The organism is Rhodoblastus sp. (assembly GCF_019449565.1).
Taxonomy (GTDB): Bacteria; Pseudomonadota; Alphaproteobacteria; order Rhizobiales; family Beijerinckiaceae; genus Rhodoblastus.
Window position 1 is genome coordinate 1 of sequence record NZ_JAGRPM010000070.1, and the last position, 16,831, is coordinate 16,831.

The following is a 16,831-nucleotide window of genomic DNA, read 5'->3' on the forward strand; positions in this document are numbered from 1 at the left end:
CGCTTCAAGGCCAGCGCCGCAACCGCAAAAGGACGAAAGGAGAAAGCCAATGCCTTGACCAAAACCTGACCGCAGGAACATAAAAAGGCGGGTCACTTCTCAGTGAAAATCCCGGGTCAGTTCCAAACGGAAATCAACATTTCACGATCCCTTCCGGATAGAGCAGGACATATGCCTGCTGCGGCTCCTCCCAACGGAAATGATGCGTCGGGTTGAGTTCGACGGCGTCTTCCAGACGCAAAGGCTTGTCCGGTTCCATGCAGTCCTCGCGGGGAAGAAGGAGAGGCGTCGCAGCCTCTCCAACATTGATCAACGCACGAAGACGTAGGCGGTCACTTCAAATCCCAAGCGAACGTCGCAATAGGCGGGTTCAATCCAGTTCATCGCGTTTCCCCAATGTTTGTTGATGGTCGGCGGCGGCAGTTTTGCTCGCCATTTCAAGCATAGAAGCGATGCGAAAAACGCAGCTTGATTTTAGTTAAGCGTCCCGGGCTGGCCAAAGGCCACTTTTCAAATGATAAACGTTGCAAAAATTATTTGTAATACAATAGGTTGCGTCGTACCTCTTTTCGAGGCCGACGCAAAATTGCGGCTAGCTTACGGATTTCTTACAACGCAGCTTTTGTTGAGAGCTCCGACGCGTTTTTTCATATGTTGCGGCGAAATTTCAAGTAAAGCCGGGGTCGGAAAGAGCGGAGTACGCAGAACGGATGCCGCGTAAGCCAAAATGGCCAGCAGACGAGGCTGTAATCGCCACAACCGGCCTGCCACGCTGGCGGCGGCCTAGTGCAGCAACTGCGCCGCCGCTGCGGAGCGGGAGGATATTGTGCGTGCCGCAATGACTTCACGTCGCGTGATCATCGGAGCGGACGCATTTCGCCGCGAAGAGTGTCTACGCAAGGCAATCGATGTTTATGATCGGCTCTCCTGCTTCTTGCCGTCCGCGACGGCGGCCAAACCCATTGCGAGGCCGGCGATCAGGTCGGCTTCGGCTTCAAGACCGACTGACAGTCGCAGCAGTCCATCGCCGATGCCCGCGACGAGGCGCGCCTCCGCGGCCATTCCGACATGCGTCATCGTCGCGGGGTGCGCGACAAGGCTTTCAACGCCGCCCAAAGATTCGGCCAAAGTGAACACTTCCACGGCCTCGACGAAGCGGCGCGCCGCCTCGGACCCGCCCGCCAGTTCAAAGCTGAGCATGGCGCCGAAGCCTGCTTGTTGCGCCTTGGCGATTTCGTGCCCGGGATGCGAGGCCAGGCCGGGATAGTGGACAACATTCACTTCAGGGCGCCGCTCAAGGAAGCTTGCGATGGCGGCGGCGCTTTGCTGTTGCTGCCGAATTCGCGGAAACAGCGTGCGCAATCCGCGCAGCGTCAAATAGGAGTCGAACGGCGCGCCCGTCACGCCGGTAATGTTGGCCCAGGTCGAAAGAATCTCGAAATCCGCCTTGTCCGCTGCGACGACCGCGCCGCCGACGACATCGGAATGGCCATTGAGATATTTGGTGGTCGAATGAATGACGAAGTCTGCGCCCAGGGCTATTGGAAGCTGCAACGCGGGCGAAAGAAATGTGTTGTCGACGGCGACTTTTGCGCCGGACGCATGCGCCCGCGTCGCGATCGCGCGGATATCGACAACGCGCATCAAAGGATTGCTCGGCGTTTCGATCAGCACCAGGGACGGACAGCGTCGCAACGATGCCGCGAGTGCTTCCTCATTGCCTTGGTCGATGAAGGCGACATCGAATTGTCCCCGGTCACGGCGGGCCGCGAGCAGGCGATAGGTGCCGCCATAACAATCATGGGGCGCGACGACCAGATCGCTGCGCGCGAGTTGGGACAACACCAGATCGACAGCCGCCATCCCGGAGGACAGCACAATGGCGCCGGCTCCGCCCTCAAGTTTGGCGAGCGTGTCCGCGAGCATTTCACGCGTCGGATTGGCTGCTCGCGTATAATCATGGGCGCGCGGTTGGTCGAAGCCGGCGAAAGCAAAGGTGCTGGACAATATGATCGGTGGCGTGACCGCGCCGAATGCAGTGTCGGCGGCGACGCCATTGACCGCCGCGATCGTTTCAGGATTTTTTGAATTCGACATGACGTCTAAGCCTGCTGTTCTGATCCAGCTGACATGGCGCGCGAAGCAAGCCTGGATGCCTTATCTTACGCGGACGCCGCCTCTTACCACCCCCATCAGGTGGAATCCATGGGAGCGGCGCACTTTCCAACAATCGCGCCGTGCTGAAAAATGTCTCAGCGCGCTGACGACGGATCGTTCAATCGCCGGGAGCTTGCGGACGCGCAACGATTGGCGTGTCGGCGAAGTGCGAAGATCGGTGATGCGACGGGAGTTTCCTTTGTTCGCAAGGAGGCCGACGATGACGGATTTGGACTTGCTGCAGTTGAATTTCGGCGCGACTCCGATTGGAGAGATCGCGGTGAAACTGCCCGGCGCGATCGCCATTTTTCGTAAACACAAGCTCGACTATTGCTGCAACGGCGGGTTTTCGCTCGCCGCCGCGGTGGAACGACGCGGAGCCGATCTTGCCACTATCGAGCGCCAACTCGCCGGATTAATACCGCAACCAACTGAAACGCCCAATGATCCCGAGGCGATTATTGATCACATCGTTTCCCGGTATCACGATACGCATCGGCGTGAGCTTCCGGAGCTCATCCAATTGGCGCGGCGGGTCGAAAAAGTTCACGCGGATCATCCAGAGTGCCCGAAAGGACTGGCGGAATTTCTGACGGAAATGGACCAAACCCTGGGCGCGCACATGCAGAAGGAGGAGGCGATCCTGTTTCCGATGATCCTCGCGGGACATCCTATGGTCAGTGCGCCGATTGCGGCGATGCAAGCCGAACATGTGGGGCATGGCGAAGTCCTGGAGGCGCTTGCTGTGCTCACCTATGACATGCGGCCGCCCGAAGGCGCCTGTGGATCGTGGAGAGCGCTATATAACGGGGTGCGCAAACTTTCCGACGACCTGACCGATCATATCCATATGGAAAACAACATCCTGTTCCCACGCTTTCTCGATTGATCGTCGTGATCCGAAACAGGCCGTCGCAATTCACCGATGCGGCGGCGTTTATCGGCGCCAAAAAACATATCCAAAGATATCAGACGTCGATCATCGATGTTTGGCGAGAATTCGCGAAACATCCGCGTCGAAGCTAACCAAAGTCAATGCCCGATGCGGGCGAAGCGGGATGATGAATACGGTCCAGTTGCGATCGAGCTTACAGGCGCGCGAATCGGCCGCCGATCCCGTGTGATTGCCGGCGGACATATGGCTCGCATGGGCCGAATGCATTGGGAGCGTGAGAAGTGCTGGCGCTTCAATCAGAATGTTCTCGACTGACGCCCTCGCGAGAAGCCAGTGAGTTGGCGAATCATCCGCTTTGGGATGGGTGTCGGCAATCGACGATCGAACTGATGTTGCAACGCAGCGTCAGGCAAAAATTCTCGTCTCGCGCAATCATTGCGCTCGAAGGAACCCCTGCTGATTTTCTTCATGTCGTGATCGGCGGCTCAATTGAGCTTTTCTCGCGCTATCGAAATCAGGAGACAGAATTTGCCGTGATCGAGCCGCCGCACGCTTTCGTCGTCGCGGCGGTTATTACGAATCGATTCCATTTGACATCGGCGCGCGTGCTTGAGCCAGCCGAGATTCTGATGATCCCGGCCGATTGCGTGCGCGAGGCGTTTGATCACGACGAGTTGTTTTCCAGAAAAATGGCGATTGAACTGGCGCATTCTTATCGCGTGGTTACGAGCGAACTCAGGCGGCAGACGCTTCTTTCCGCCGTCGAACGATTAGCGAACTGGATGTTGGATCGAGACCAAGAAACCGGTGGGCGTCACCACTTCGCCATTCCCTTTGACAAAAGAACTCTGGCCGCGCGACTCGGCATGGTTCCGGAAGTGCTTTCGCGGGGGCTGGCGACGCTCGGCAAATACGATGTCCATGTGCGACGTGCGGCCGTCGAAATTCGCGATCCGGCGGCGCTGGATCGATTGGCCAAGCCCGAGCCGCCTTTTTACGATCCAAAGGAATAGTATTGTTAAAGTCCTCTTCCAGGTCGGATCTCCGGGCGTCACGGTGGGGGCTCAAATGGAAAAAGTGATGTCGATCCAGGCTCATTGATCGAGGCCGTGCGCATTGGCGATAAAATCGAATTCGCGGTCGACGGCAAGACCTATACGCTTAAGAAAATCCACGTCGTTACGGCAGATGTAGCAAGTTTACAGCTTCCGGAGTTGCAACGATTGACCACACCGACGTCGTGACATCTCAAGGCGGCGGTTCGGCCAGTCGGTCGAGCGCTTCGTCGAGGGCTGCGCCGGTGAAGTGAAAGGACAGCAGGACAGTGTCGCTGTTTTTTTCGACAATTTCGGCGTCGAGAAAGCCGAGAAAACAGGCCAGGTTCTCCGAGGAGTCGCCAAAGCGGAGGCGGTCGCCGACCTGGACCATTTCAGCCGGCCTTATCTGCGCGCGCCAAAGATTTTCACCTTCGCGGGCCTGGAAAAGCGCCTCGATTCTGACAAACGCCTCGTTCCGGACCCGAATGCCGGAGAGCCGCCGCTCGGGCCTCATTCTTTGCGTTCCTGTGGAATGACTCGCTTGATCGCATCAACTTTCGCTGAATCGAACGATGGCGTCGAGGCGACAAGAAAAGGGTTTGCGTCACGTTGTTCCGCAGGTCCGCGCCATTGAGACGCGACCGGTTCGAACAAGCGCAAGAGGTCGATGGCGCGCCTCGCGATCTGGTCGACGATCTCGGCGACGCTGGCCGGCTTCAGGTAAAATGCCGGAGCCGGCGGCATCACGATCGCGCCCGCTTCGGTCGTGGCTGCCATCGCGCGCAAATGGCCTAGATGCAGAGGAGTCTCCCTGGCCACAAGCACCAGCGGACGACGCTCCTTCAAATGGACGTCGGCGGCGCGAACCAGCAGATTGTCGGCCTGACAATGCGCGATCGCCGCCAAGGTCCGCATCGAACAGGGCGCGACGATCATGCCCCGCGTTGGAAAAGAGCCCGAGGCGATGCTGGCGCCGATATCGTCGACGCCGTGCCAATAATGCGCGCAGGCGCGCAGATGCGACATGGCGTCAGGGCCAACTTCTTCCAGCAATGTCCGCTCGGCGGCGCGCGAAACCACGAGATGAATTTCGGCGCCGAGATCGCCGAGAATTTCGACGATGCGTAAACCAATCGCGGCGCCGGAAGCGCCGCTGAGCCCGACCACGACATGCGGCTTCATCATGCCAACCCTTTCGCGAATCTCGCTGCGATGCATGGCCATAGGGCGTCCACGCGTCGCTGGACCTCCTCCGACATCGATAGCGTCTTGCCCCATTCACGGCGCGTTTCAGCGCCGATCTTGTTGGTCGCGTCAATACCCAACTTGCCGCCTAATCCGGGATCGGGCGACGCAAAATCGAGATAGTCGATTGGCGTGCCCGAAAGAATCGCGAGATCGCGCGACGGGTCCATGCGGGTCGCCAACGCCCATGCCACGTCGGTCCAGTTGCGGACGTCGATGTCCTCGTCGACCACGATCATCGTCTTGGTATAATTGAATTGAGGCAACATGCCCCACAAGCCCATCATCACCCGCCGGGCCTGGCCCGGATAGGATTTGCGGATCGAGACGATCGCCATGCGATAGGAGCAGGCTTCGGGCGGCAGCCAAACATCGGCGATTTCCGGGATCTGCCGCCGCATGGTCGGCAATGCGAGATCGTTGAGAACGGCGCCGATCACAGAAGGCTCGTCGGGCGGCCGGCCTGTGAAAGTGGTCAGGTAAATTGGATCGCGCCGCATGGTGATTGCGGTGATCCGCATCACGGGAAAGGATTCGACGCAATTGTAATAGCCTGTGTGGTCGCCATAAGGCCCTTCCGGCGCGGTCTCGGTCGCGGAAACGAAACCTTCCAGTATGATTTCCGCATCGGCGGGAACCAGCATGGGAATGGTCAGCGCCTGGGCGACGCGAGGCCGTTCCCCACGCAACACGCCTGAAAAACGCAATTCCGAAATCGTTTCGGGCAGTGGTAGAACCGCCGAGAGAATGGTCGCCGGATCGGCTCCGATCGCGACCGCGACGGGCATGTCCTCGCCGCGCCGGCTCCAGGCGCGATGATGAGCCGCGCCGCCGCGATGCGCCAGCCAACGCAATATGGCGCGGTCCTTGCCCAGCGCCTGCATCCGATAGACGCCAAGGTTCATCCGGGCCGTTTCTTCGGCGTCGCTATCCGGCGGTCGGGTGATGACAAGCGGCCATGTGATGAGCGGCGCGGGTTCGCCGGGCCAACAGGTCTGGATCGGCAGGTTTCCAAGATCGACGTCGCCGCCCAGCCAGCTCTGTGATTGGCACTCGGGCCGGGCGACATTTTGCGGGCGCGTCGTCAGAGCCGCGCGCAACATTGGCCAGCGGTTCATGGCGTCCTTCAGGCCATCGACCGGCGCGGGCTCGCGCAAAGCGGCCAGCAATTCGCCCAATTCGCGGATGCGCGAAAGTCGGACGCCGAAGCCGGCGGCGACTCGCTCGGGCGTTCCGAATAGATTGGCGATGACCGGCATCGAGGCCGCGCCACGGTGGGAAGTGGCCTTGTCGAACCAGAGCGCCGGTCCGCCGGCGGCAAGGACGCGGCGATGAATTTCGGTCATTTCGTGGACGAGACTGACCGGTTCGCTGATGCGGGCGAGAGATTTTCCCTGTTCGAGGAACCGGGCGAAGGAGCGCAAATCGCGAAAGACGGGCAGATCTCGAAAGGTCATGGCGTTCTCCTGCCTCAAAAGAAGCGTCGACGCCTTGACCGGAGTTAATGCGCCCCGAAACGGCGTCTGATTTATGGTCTTCATGTCGAACGCCAGAATCATTCCTCGTTTCCCGGCGGCCGGCGCGGCTGCGCTGCGCTTCGCGCCACTTGCGCCCTTGTCGCTGGCTGGCGCGCGTCTCGCCAAAAGCCTTGGCCGGCGCCATCCCTCGTTGTTCGCGCGTCTTGGCGAGCAGGCCGGCAAAAGCTTTCTGATCGATCCGACCGATTTGCCTTTTGTTTTCCTGCTCGCCCCGCAGCCCCAGGCGCCCCGGCTCGAAGCCCTGCGCCGCGACGACATTGGCTCCTGGGACGCGCGTATCGCTGGATCGTTCGCCGGATTGCTCGGCCTCGTGCATGGCGCCTATGACGGCGACGCCCTGTTTTTTTCCCGCGATTTGATCATCGAGGGCGATACGGAGGCGGTGCTCGCCCTGCGCAACGCCATCGATAATGAAGAGATCGATCTGGCGGGCGAGGCGGCCGCTCTGTTCGGGCCGCTGGAGCTTTTAGCGTCCCGTCCCGTGCGCAGACTGGCTGCGTTTGTGGGCGGCTGGAGCGGCGTCGCTTTGACGCGCGCCGAAAATGAGCGGTCGGAATGAGCGCGCGCGCGAAGGACCTCGAACTCATCTGCCCCGCCGGAACGCCAGCCGCTTTTCGCGCGGCGATCAATGCCGGCGCCCACGCCGTCTATTGCGGCTTCAACGATGAGACCAACGCCCGCAATTTCCCGGGCCTGAATTTTTCGCGTGAGGAAATGGCGGCCGCGATAAAATATGCGCATCAGCATGACGCAAAGGTGCTGATCGCCATCAACACTTTTCCGCGCGCCGGCGCCTTCTGGCGGTGGAGCAAGGCGGTGGACGACGCCGCCCGTCTGGGCGCCGACGCTGTCATCCTCGCCGATCTCGGCCTGCTCGATGACGCAGCGCGGCGCCACCCCGGGTTGAGGCTGCATGTTTCCGTCCAGGCGGCTGCGGCGAATGCCGATGCGATTGCATTTTACGCGCGCGTGTTTGGCGCCAGACGCGTGGTGCTGCCGCGTGTGTTGACGGTGCAGGAAATCGCGGCGATCAATCGTGAGATCGATGTCGAAACCGAGGTTTTCGTTTTCGGCGGCCTCTGCGTGATGGCTGAGGGGCGCTGTTCCCTGTCGTCCTACGCCACCGGAAAATCGCCCAACATGAATGGCGCCTGTTCTCCGGCCAGTCATGTCGAATATCGCCAGGAGGGCGACGAACTGGTTTCTCGTCTCGGCGGCTTCGCCATTCACCGCGTTTCGGCGGCGGAAGCTGCGCCTTATCCAACCCTGTGCAAGGGATGTTTCCAGGCCGGAGACTATAAAGGCCACGTCTTTGAAGACCCGGTCAGCCTCGATGCGGCTTCGCTCATTCCGCAATTGGCGGAGGCTGGCGTCACCGCGCTGAAGATCGAAGGACGCCAAAGAAGCCGGGCCTATACCGAGGCCGTTGTTCGAAGTTTTCGCAGGGCGCTCGACGCCTATGCCGCCGGTCGGCCCATCGCCGCCGGCGAATTGCGCGAACTGACGGAAGGACAACAAACCACTTCCGGCGCCTATCGCAAGACCTGGCGATGAGCGGGGCTGGAGACGAGGACTGGATTCGTGACGACAAAAAGATTCGAATCGACGCTGGGACCGCTGCAATTCAACTGGTCGGCGGCGGCCTTCGCTGATTTTTACGCGCGCATCGCCGACGAGGCGCCGGTCGATCGCGTGGTGATCGGTGAAAGCGTCTGCTCGAAGCGGGAGCCTTTCTATGCGGATCGCATTCCGGCGGCGATCGAACGGCTTGAGCGCGGCGGTAAGAGCGTCGTCCTCGCTTCGCTGGCGCTCGTCACGTTGGACCGCGAGAGACGCGCCGCGCGCGAATTGTTCGAGCAGACGCAGCACGAAGTCGAGATCGACGACCTGACCCTGATGAATTTTGTGCGACCGGAAACGTCGTTCTCGATCGGGCCGCTGGTCAATGTCTATAACGAAGCGACGCTCGGCTTTCTCGCAAGGCAAGGAGCGAGACGATTCTGTCTGCCGCCGGAGCTGCCTTTTGCCTCGGTCGAGGTCTTGGTCGCGGCGGCGAATGTGAACGGCGCCGCAGTGGAAGTGTGGGCCTATGGCCGCATTCCTCTCGCCATTTCGGGCCGCTGCTACCATGCCCGCGCGCACGGGCTGAGCAAGGACTCCTGCCGGTTCGTCTGCGAAAAGGATCTGGACGGACTCGCCGTGCGCACACTCGAAGGCGCCGAATTCCTGGCGGTTAATGGCGTCCAGACCCTGTCGCACAAATATGGGAATCTGATCGGCGATCTCGACCGGCTGGCGCAAGCAGGCGTGAAGTCGCTGCGCCTTTCACCGCACAGCGGCGATTTCGTCGCGGTCACGCGCGCCTTCGCCGCCACGGCCAGCGGCGAGATTTCGCCGGAAGACGGATTGGCCCTTCTACGTCAGGCGGCCCCGGAGGCGGAATTTTCCAACGGCTTTCTGTTCGGTGATTGCGGCGCCGCATTCTTCCCTAGCGCGTGAAAAGCCCGCGCAACAGCGCCGCGCGGAAATCAAACAGGAACAGTCCGAACGCCGCCGCCCAGGCGATAGCGGCGGCGATAAGCCAGCCGGCCGGCGATGGAACGAAAGCGGCGGCAATCCGGCAGAGTGTGGCGGCGAGCCAGAACAGCGCCGTCGCGGCGCCCGCGCGGGACGTTGTAAAGGCGAGATTATTTCGCTTGCGGATCATGCTCGACATGATCGCCAGCGTCATGCCGCCGAAGCTTCCAACCATCCACATATGAAAGCCGGCGCTCTCGGGAATCAGTTCCGGCGCAAACGCGTGGGCCGCCAGGAGCGCGAAGCCGGCCGGGATTGACGCATATGCGATGTAAAGGATGCGTAGCGGTGGCGATGATGCAGTACGCCGTCCGAGCCAGCCGGCCATGCGCAAGATTTGACCGATGGCCGCGCAGCCAAGCACGATGGCGAGCGCTCCGCCATCTGGGATGACCAGCCAACTGACCAGCGCCGCCGCCGCCCATGCGGCGGAGAAACGCTCGATCGTTCGGGCGACGTGAGGAAGCGGCGCTTCGCCGCACAGGGCGTCGTAGCGGATCGTCAGCGCCGGCAGAACGCGTCCGCCGACGATCATGACCAGCCCGATCATCGCGGCGATAGCCAGCCGCATCGCCAGGTCCCTCGCTGGACCGGCGGCGGCGCCGGCGCAGCAAGCGCCCGCACCGGCATATAATCCCAACAAGGCGACGGTCTTGGCGTTGCGTACATCTCTTGCCGCGCCGACCTGGAACGCCGCCGTGACGGCCAGGGCAATGCCGGGCGCCGCCGCAATGACAGCGAAAGGATTTGGCGGCAATGGCGCGACGCGCGCGGCGAGCCACATGGCCAGAATCGCGCGAACGCTCCAGAGCGGGACGGGCCGACCGGTCCAGCGGGGGAGAGCGGTGAGAAAAAAGCCGGAGAGCGCTGCGGCGAGATAGCCAAACAGCATTTCGCGCGAATGCCAATTGGCGAAGTCGGAGAACGGAATTTGGGGCGCTTCGGCGCCCGTAAACGTCAAAAGCCAGGCGCCGCCGCCGAATATGGCGTCCAGGGCCGCCAAGGCGAAGAACGGAACGAAGGGCGGCGTCCGGCCTGCGGGGAGCGTGGCGCGAAGTGCGGTCATTTCCAGAAGGTCCTACAATGCAAGCGGACGATGACGCGCTGTCGCTTCAGGGGATTTTGGCCGAATGGCGCCATCCGGCGGCGGCGTTGTTTGTTCTGGCGCAAACACGCTGGCGATTCCGGATCGTGGGACGCATTTCCATTCTTGACGCCGCCGCCTCGCCTTTCGCTAATATCCGCATGGCCAAGGAGAGCTTCGGCAAGAAGCTGAGAGGCTGCTGGCGCGTGAGCGCGGCGCGGCGATCCTGAGAACCTGATCCAGTTCATGCTGGCGGAGGGATGGCGAACGCTGCTCCGTTTCTTGGCGCGCCTTCCCCCATAACCTTGCGCATGTCTGATCGCTTCCGGCGGAAAGGGCGTTCGCATGCGCGTAAGAATAATCGGGGCCGGCGTCGCTGGATTGACCGCCGCCTATGAATTCGCGCGGCGCGGCGCGCTGGTAGAAATCATCGAACGCGCGGAAGCGCCGGGACGGGGCTGCTCATGGTATGCCGGCGGCATGGTGGCGCCTTGGTGCGAGCTCGAATCGGCCGAGCCCTTGGTCGCCCGGCTGGGCATGGAGGCGCTCGTCTATTGGACGCGCACAATTCCGGTCGCTCTGGCGCGGGGCAGCCTTGTCGTCGCGACGCCCCGCGACCAGGCCGAACTGCGCCTCTTTACCCGGCGGACCCAGGAATTCGAGGAGATCGGAGCCAATCGCATCGCGGAGCTGGAGCCCGACCTCGCCGGGCGGTTTTCGCGCGCGCTTTATTTTCCGCGCGAAGCGCATCTCGACCCGCGCGTCGCTCTCGACACGCTCGCGCGACGCCTGACGGCTATGGCGAACGTGCGTCTGCGTCTCGGTTTCGATTCGGCTGAGGCGGAGGGCGAGGCGGAATGGACTATTGACTGCACCGGCTACGCGGCGCGCGGGAAGCTTGCCGGCCTTCGCGGCGTGAAAGGCGAAATGCTCGTTCTCAATGCTCCCGACCTCTCGTTTTCGCGTCCGATCCGGCTGCTGCATCCGCGCCACCCGGTCTATGTCGTCCCGCGCGATGAACATCGCGTCATGATCGGCGCGACCATGATCGAGAATGAGGAGCGCGCCCGCGTCACCGTCCGCTCTATCGTTGAACTGGCGAATTCAGCCTATGCGATTCACCCTGCCTTCGCAGAGGCAGAGATCGCCGAAATGGGGTCGGATCTTCGTCCGGCTTTTCACGACAACCTGCCGCGGATCATCGTTCAGGACCGCGTGATCTTCATAAATGGCTTGTTCCGGCATGGGTTTCTGCTCGCGCCCTCGCTCGCGCGGCGGACAGCCGATTTTGTGTTCAAGGGGACTACGGCGCCGGAGGTCATGCGAAGCGCCGTTATGGAAAATCTTTCGGAGGCGGCCTCTCGATAACACGCCAAAATGACGCTAATCCGCCGCATTGGCGGCTGGCCGAAGACTTGATATTGAGCCTTTTCCTGCCGGTGTCCGCGCGGAGAAAAATCGTGCGGGAGAATCGGGAACGCGGTGAAATTCCGCGACGCGCCCAGCGCTGTGAGGGGGACTGACGAAACACAAGCCACTGGCCTTGCCGGGAAGGCGTTTCGTCGGGATGAGCCCAGTCAGAAGACCGGCCGGCAGGACATTTTTCGTCGCGCATGGACAGCGCGACGAAAGCGCCATCAAGGGGAATGACGATGGACGATTCTGCTTTGCTGCCAGCCCTGCCTTTGCCTGACGCCGAACGCGCCGGGCTTTATCGCGCGATCCTGACAAGGCGCGACACCAGAAGCGAATTCCTGCCGGATCCGGTTCCCGACCAAACGCTCAGCCGGCTTCTGCTCGCGGCGCATCATGCGCCATCGGTCGGATATATGCAGCCCTGGAGCTTCGTCGTCATCCGCGATGAAAAAATTCGGCGCCGCGTCCACGACGCTTTCTTGAAGGCGCACGGCGAGGCGGCCCTGATGTTTCCCGAGGACAAACGCGACGTCTACCGGTCGTTGAAACTCGAGGGGATCATGGAGGCGCCGATCAATATCTGCGTCACCTGCGATCGCGACCGGGCGGGGCCGGCCGTGATCGGGCGGACTCATATTCGCGCCATGGACCTCTTCAGCTCCGTTTGCGCCGCGCAAAATTTCTGGCTCGCGGCGCGCGCGGAGGGGCTCGGCGTTGGCTGGGTGAGCATATTCGACAATGGGACCGTTCAGCGCATTCTCAACATTCCCAAGCGCATCGTGCCCGTCGCTTATCTCTGTGTCGGCAAAGTCAAAGGCTATCATCCGCGACCGGAACTGGAGGCGGCTGGATGGCGGCGACGGCTGCCGCTGGAGTCGCTCATACATTTCGAACAATGGGGCGAGCTCGACGCCGAACCGGAATTGCTGGGCCATTTGCGCGATGTGGTTCGTGCGGCGAATGATGATGGCGATTTTGGTTTGTGAGCGAAAGGACCCAACGTCTCCGCCGTGTGATTGGCATGTCCCGGTGAGATCGTTCGGCGCGGCGCCTCCGCGCCGTTTCGCACTCTCAAGTCTCGCGGGAATGTCATGAGCCCCTTCGCGATCGGTCGCGCATGGATGCGTTTCAAGACCAGGCCTTCGGAGCGACGAATTCAGATATGCGAATCGTCGATCAGCGGGTCGGGTTTGGCCAGGAGCGTAAGGCTTTCGGGATCATGAATCGCAACTTCCGAGCCTGTGATCGCCACTTTGTATGCGGCAAGCGCGGCAAAGCCGCGCGAGAGTGCTTCCGGAGTCATCCCTAGACGCGCCGCCAGGACTTTTTTCTCGAAGGGAATGACGAAACGGTGCGTTTCGCCGGTCTCCCTGTCGCGCAACACAAGCCAGTTGGCCAACCGCTCCAAACCGGACCGCAATTTTTGATTCTTCAGGTCCTCGGCGAGGTTGCGATAGGCGATGGCGAGTTCGGTGGCGATCGCAACCGCGAAAGCCGTGTCTTCTTTCATCGCTTTGCGGACGGCCAACGCAGGAATCATCAGAATTTTCGCCGGTTGGAGCACTCGCGCGGATTTGAGATAGAAACGGTCCAGGACGACGGCCGCAACGATAAACGTGTGGGGCGCCCCGATTACCGCTATGGTTGTTTCGCGGTCACGACAAGTAGCGTAAAGCTCGACAGTGCCGCTGATGATCACATGCAGAAAATCGGCATTTTCGCCCTCGCGTGCAAGCTCCACTCGCGCTGGTATCTTTTGCAGGAAGGCGCCTTGAAGCAAAAGCGTGAGCGTTTCTTTCCGGCATCCCGAAAAGATCGCGAGTTTGGCAAGCTTGGATGTATCCTTTTCGTGCAGCATTCGGTCGATATCCATTTCGTAAGTAATACAAGGGTTGAGCTCGAGCGTTCTTGATTTTTATCAAGCGGCGGTTTGCAATTTAACGTCTGTGCCCAATGAATAGATAAGGGCTGGCCTGACCGATATCGTCATGCGATTTATTTCGTTTTTTTCCAATCATCCAGTTGATCGCAGTCAAGGCGACCCGTTCGATGGAATGCAATTTTCCCACATTATCGAAGGCATTACCGTCATCGACAAAATGCGGGATTGAAAATGTCCGAGACTGCAATCAAACGCGGAGATCAAAGCCGGGCGCTTTGGATTTCGACCATCGCTTTCACCCTCTGTTTTGCGGTCTGGACGATTTTCGCCATCATCGGCATCCAGATCAAGAAAGACCTCGGCCTCAACGAGACGCAATTCGGTCTGCTGGTCGGCACGCCGATCCTCACCGGCTCGCTGATCCGCCTGGCGCTCGGCGTCTGGACCGACCAATATGGCGGGCGGCGGGTTTTCACCGTCGTCATGCTCGCTGCGGCGCTGGCGACTTTCCTGCTGACTTACGCGCAAACCTATCCGCAATTCCTGCTGGCGGCGCTTGGCGTCGGCATTGCGGGCGGCTCTTTCGCCGTCGGCATCGCCTATGTCTCGCGCTGGTATGAATCCGGCAAGCAAGGCACGGCGCTCGGCATTTTCGGCGCCGGCAATGTCGGCGCGGCGGTCACCAAGTTCTGCGCGCCCTTCGTGATGATCGCGTTCGGCTGGAAGGGCGTCGCCGAAGTCTGGGCGGCGGCCCTGGCCTTGATGGCGGTCGTGTTCTGGTTCACCACCAGCGAAGATCCGGTGGTGGCCGAGCGTCGCCGCACCGGCGTAAAGCCGCCGAGCGCCTGGCTGGAAATGGAGCCGCTGAAGAATGTCCAGGTCTGGCGTTTCGCGCTGTATTATTTCTTCGTCTTCGGCGCCTTTGTCGCGCTGTCGCTATGGCTGCCGCAATATCTGATCAAGGTCTATGACGTCGATCTGAAGACGGCCGGCATGACCGCGGCGATGTTCTCGCTGCCCGCCAGCCTGTTCCGCGCTTATGGCGGCCATCTTTCCGACCGCTATGGCGCGCGCACGGTGATGTACTGGACCTTTATGGTCGGCGTGCTTTGCACCTTCATTCTGTCCTATCCGCCGACGGACTACATCGTCCATACGGCGCAGGGCGACAAGGCCTTCCATCTCGCGATGGGCCTGCCTGGCTTCATCGTGACGATCTTCGTGCTCGGCTTTTTCATGGCGCTGGGCAAGGCTGCGGTCTACAAGCACATCCCGGTATATTATCCCAAAAATGTCGGCGCGGTCGGCGGCTTGGTCGGCATGATCGGCGGCCTTGGCGGCTTCGTGCTGCCCATCGCCTTCGGCGCCTTGTTCGACCTGACGGGCCTGTGGACCAGCTGTTTCATGCTGCTGTTCTTGCTCGTCTCGGGCGCGCTGGTCTGGATGCATTTCTCGATCCGCGCCATGGAGCGCGGCGCCGCGAGCGCCGTCGAACTGCAACGGCTGCCGCAGCTTCCCGAAATGCAGGAGGTCCACACGCCTGCGCATGTCGGCGCCTTGTCCGGCGCGGTGCTGCAGGATTGGCGCCCGGAAGACAAGAGCTTTTGGGACCAGACCGGCAAGGCGATCGCGCGCAAGAATTTGTGGCTGTCGATCCCCTCTTTGTTCCTGTCCTTCGCCATCTGGCAGGTCTGGTCGGTGGTCGTGGCGAAACTGCCTTTGGTCGGCTTCAAATTCTCGACCGATCAATTGTTCTGGTTGGCCGCTTTGCCGGGCTTGAGCGGCGCGACCCTGCGCATCTTCTATTCCTTCATGGTGCCGGTCTTCGGCGGCAGGCTGTGGACGACGCTGGCGACCTGGTCTCTGCTGATCCCGGCGATCGGCATCGGCTACGCCGTGCAGAACCCCGACACGCCTTATGTCGTGCTGTTGATCCTGGCTTTGCTGTGCGGCTTCGGCGGCGGCAATTTCGCCTCTTCGATGGCCAACATCTCCTTCTTCTTCCCCAAGGCGGAAAAGGGCAATGCGCTGGCGCTCAATGCGGGCCTCGGCAATCTCGGCGTCAGCGCGGTGCAGTTCGTCGCGCCGCTGATCATCGCCTATGGCGTGTTCGGTTCGCTTGGCGGCGCGCCGCAGGTGGTCGGCGCGGCGGACAAGGCGACCCAGCTCTGGCTCCAGAACGCCGCCTTCATCTTCGTGCCCTTCATCGCTCTGTCGGCTTTCGCCGCCTGGTTCGGCATGAACGACATCGCCTCGGCCAAGGCCAGTTTCGCCGAACAGTCGGTGATCTTCACTCGCCGCCACAACTGGATCATGTGCGTCCTCTATACCGGCACCTTCGGCTCGTTCATCGGCTTTTCGGCGGGCTTCCCGCTGCTGAGCAAGATCCTGTTCCCGCAGGTCGACGCGCTGGCCTACGCCTTCCTCGGCCCGCTGGTCGGCGCGCTGGCGCGTTCGGGAACGGGCTGGGTCGCCGATCGCTGGGGCGGCGGGCGGGTCACGCTCGGCGTGTTCCTCGGCATGATCCTGGGCGTGCTTGGCGTGATCTGGTTCATCGGGGTCAAGGACCAGCCGGGCGCATTCTGGGGCTTCTTCGCCAGCTTCCTGTTCCTGTTCCTGATGACCGGGATCGGCAACGCCTCGACCTTCCAGATGATCCCCAACATCATGCGCAAGGAGATTGCGCGGCTGGAGCCGCAGATGGACGCCGCCCAGCGCACGCGCCAGGCGGAGAAGGAATCCGCCGCGATCACCGGCTTCACCTCGGCGATCGCCGCCTATGGCGCCTTCTTCATCCCGAAATCCTACGGCACGTCGATCTCGCTCACCGGCGGGGTGAGCGGCGCGCTCTGGGCCTTCTGTGGATTCTACGTCATCTGCGTCGTGGTCACCTGGGCGGTCTACACCCGCAAGGGCGCGTTGCTCCACGACGTCGAGGGACGTCGGGCGGCCGCGCCGACGCCAGCAGAATAATCAAAACGCGAATCCAGATCTGGAGCT

General features: G+C 61.4%; 16 protein-coding genes and 2 riboswitches. Of the genes, 9 read left to right on the plus strand and 7 right to left on the minus strand.

The features are described 5' to 3' along the window. Nucleotides 1-133: 133 nt before the first annotated feature. A complete protein-coding gene (locus QZ409_RS15965; protein ID WP_296713265.1) occupies nucleotides 134-259 on the minus strand; it encodes a hypothetical protein in 126 nt (41 codons plus the stop codon). Nucleotides 260-912: 653 nt separating this feature from the next. Next, the gene (metB, locus tag QZ409_RS15970) at nucleotides 913-2,097 is read right to left on the minus strand and encodes a cystathionine gamma-synthase (RefSeq protein ID WP_296713268.1); all 1,185 of its coding nucleotides are present in this window, start codon (nucleotides 2,095-2,097) and stop codon (nucleotides 913-915) included. Between metB and ytfE the strand changes: the two genes are divergently transcribed. The 3 genes from ytfE to QZ409_RS15985 all read left to right on the plus strand — a co-directional run bounded on the left by ytfE (nucleotide 2,057) and on the right by QZ409_RS15985 (nucleotide 4,296). Next, nucleotides 2,057-3,046 carry an iron-sulfur cluster repair protein YtfE gene (gene ytfE, locus QZ409_RS15975; protein WP_296713271.1) on the plus strand — a complete coding sequence of 330 codons (990 nt, stop codon included), beginning with the start codon at nucleotides 2,057-2,059 and terminating at the stop codon, nucleotides 3,044-3,046. The two genes, metB and ytfE, sit on opposite strands and share 41 nt — an antisense overlap. Nucleotides 3,047-3,333: 287 nt before the next feature. After that, the gene (locus QZ409_RS15980; protein ID WP_296713273.1) at nucleotides 3,334-4,065 is read left to right on the plus strand and encodes a helix-turn-helix domain-containing protein; all 732 of its coding nucleotides are present in this window, start codon (nucleotides 3,334-3,336) and stop codon (nucleotides 4,063-4,065) included. 84 nt (nucleotides 4,066-4,149) lie between these two features. Further along, on the plus strand, nucleotides 4,150-4,296 hold the full coding sequence (locus QZ409_RS15985; protein ID WP_296713276.1) for a hypothetical protein: 147 nt from the start codon (nucleotides 4,150-4,152) through the stop codon (nucleotides 4,294-4,296). Nucleotides 4,297-4,300: 4 nt separating this feature from the next. On the opposite strand, the gene QZ409_RS15990 is transcribed toward QZ409_RS15985, so the two are convergent. From QZ409_RS15990 to QZ409_RS16000, 3 genes are read right to left on the minus strand one after another with little or no spacing between them, the layout of a single operon-like run. Continuing rightward, nucleotides 4,301-4,603: a hypothetical protein gene (locus QZ409_RS15990; protein ID WP_296713278.1), complete on the minus strand. Its 303-nt coding sequence runs from the start codon at nucleotides 4,601-4,603 to the stop codon at nucleotides 4,301-4,303. Beyond that, nucleotides 4,600-5,274 (minus strand): UbiX family flavin prenyltransferase, encoded by a 675-nt coding sequence (locus QZ409_RS15995; RefSeq protein WP_296713280.1) that lies wholly within the window; start codon nucleotides 5,272-5,274, stop codon nucleotides 4,600-4,602. The genes QZ409_RS15990 and QZ409_RS15995 overlap by 4 nt, the downstream gene beginning before the upstream one ends. Then, nucleotides 5,271-6,791, minus strand: a complete 1,521-nt coding sequence (locus QZ409_RS16000; RefSeq protein ID WP_296713283.1) for a UbiD family decarboxylase — start codon at nucleotides 6,789-6,791, stop codon at nucleotides 5,271-5,273. Before QZ409_RS16000 ends, QZ409_RS15995 begins: the two co-directional genes overlap by 4 nt. 73 nt (nucleotides 6,792-6,864) lie before the next feature. Here QZ409_RS16000 and QZ409_RS16005 point away from each other — a divergent pair, with 73 nt between their 5' ends. Genes QZ409_RS16005 through QZ409_RS16015 form a run of 3 tightly spaced genes read left to right on the plus strand, consistent with a single transcriptional unit; the run spans nucleotide 6,865 to nucleotide 9,371 of the window. Continuing rightward, nucleotides 6,865-7,431 (plus strand): SCP2 sterol-binding domain-containing protein, encoded by a 567-nt coding sequence (locus QZ409_RS16005; protein ID WP_296713285.1) that lies wholly within the window; start codon nucleotides 6,865-6,867, stop codon nucleotides 7,429-7,431. Then, nucleotides 7,428-8,426, plus strand: coding sequence for a peptidase U32 family protein (locus QZ409_RS16010; RefSeq protein ID WP_296713286.1), 999 nt, complete (start codon nucleotides 7,428-7,430; stop codon nucleotides 8,424-8,426). Before QZ409_RS16005 ends, QZ409_RS16010 begins: the two co-directional genes overlap by 4 nt. Nucleotides 8,427-8,453: 27 nt before the next feature. Next, nucleotides 8,454-9,371, plus strand: coding sequence for a U32 family peptidase (locus tag QZ409_RS16015; protein ID WP_296713288.1), 918 nt, complete (start codon nucleotides 8,454-8,456; stop codon nucleotides 9,369-9,371). Here QZ409_RS16015 and QZ409_RS16020 read toward each other — a convergent pair. Further along, a complete protein-coding gene (locus QZ409_RS16020) occupies nucleotides 9,361-10,515 on the minus strand; it encodes an NnrS family protein (protein ID WP_296713290.1) in 1,155 nt (384 codons plus the stop codon). The two genes, QZ409_RS16015 and QZ409_RS16020, sit on opposite strands and share 11 nt — an antisense overlap. A 176-nt stretch (nucleotides 10,516-10,691) precedes the next feature. Next, nucleotides 10,692-10,811, plus strand: a riboswitch (TPP riboswitch). Between the two features lie 67 nt (nucleotides 10,812-10,878). Between QZ409_RS16020 and QZ409_RS16025 the strand changes: the two genes are divergently transcribed. Together QZ409_RS16025 and bluB are read left to right on the plus strand one after the other, a co-directional pair. Next, nucleotides 10,879-11,901 carry an FAD-dependent oxidoreductase gene (locus tag QZ409_RS16025; protein ID WP_296713291.1) on the plus strand — a complete coding sequence of 341 codons (1,023 nt, stop codon included), beginning with the start codon at nucleotides 10,879-10,881 and terminating at the stop codon, nucleotides 11,899-11,901. 52 nt (nucleotides 11,902-11,953) lie between these two features. Further along, a riboswitch (cobalamin riboswitch) is annotated at nucleotides 11,954-12,142 on the plus strand. A gap of 43 nt (nucleotides 12,143-12,185) precedes the next feature. Beyond that, nucleotides 12,186-12,935, plus strand: coding sequence for a 5,6-dimethylbenzimidazole synthase (gene bluB / locus QZ409_RS16030; RefSeq protein WP_296713293.1), 750 nt, complete (start codon nucleotides 12,186-12,188; stop codon nucleotides 12,933-12,935). Nucleotides 12,936-13,105: 170 nt separating this feature from the next. Here the strand turns inward: bluB and QZ409_RS16035 are convergent, their stop codons facing one another. Next, nucleotides 13,106-13,807 carry a helix-turn-helix domain-containing protein gene (locus tag QZ409_RS16035; RefSeq protein WP_296713295.1) on the minus strand — a complete coding sequence of 234 codons (702 nt, stop codon included), beginning with the start codon at nucleotides 13,805-13,807 and terminating at the stop codon, nucleotides 13,106-13,108. Nucleotides 13,808-14,062: 255 nt separating this feature from the next. Between QZ409_RS16035 and QZ409_RS16040 the strand changes: the two genes are divergently transcribed. Beyond that, nucleotides 14,063-16,804 carry an MFS transporter gene (locus tag QZ409_RS16040; protein ID WP_296713297.1) on the plus strand — a complete coding sequence of 914 codons (2,742 nt, stop codon included), beginning with the start codon at nucleotides 14,063-14,065 and terminating at the stop codon, nucleotides 16,802-16,804. The last annotated feature ends 27 nt before the right edge of the window (nucleotides 16,805-16,831 follow it).